Annotated in this window: 1 protein-coding gene; it reads right to left on the bottom strand. The window is 56.7% G+C overall.

The window, feature by feature from the left end; genetic code table 11:
- Nucleotides 1-261, bottom strand: a 261-nt coding sequence (locus tag H6B10_RS16285; RefSeq protein WP_204652453.1) for a hypothetical protein, incomplete at both ends; no start/stop codon positions are given.

Raw genomic sequence — 261 nt, 5'->3', positions numbered from 1 at the left:
TTGGCCTTGGGCAAAAGTCCGAACAGTCCGCCCTCCTGGATTTGCCCGTTGAAGGGATTGGTCCAGCTATCGGGCAGTTTTTCGGACAATTTGCGGGGTGAAACATGCCCCGTAATAAAACCTTTGCCGCCAAAGAAATGTTCCGCCAGGCCAAACACCGCCCGGCGCACGCCATAGCGGCTGGGGAACAGACTGCGCAGCCGGTAAGTGTGATAGAAGGCATCCGCCAGATATTCCACGGGGATATCCTCGCCGTAGACT

The organism is Gemmiger formicilis (genome assembly GCF_016901605.1).
GTDB lineage: Bacteria > Bacillota > Clostridia > Oscillospirales > Ruminococcaceae > Gemmiger > Gemmiger formicilis_B.
Note: the sequence above shows the minus strand (reverse complement) of the source record. Positions and strands in the feature narration are given on the sequence as shown.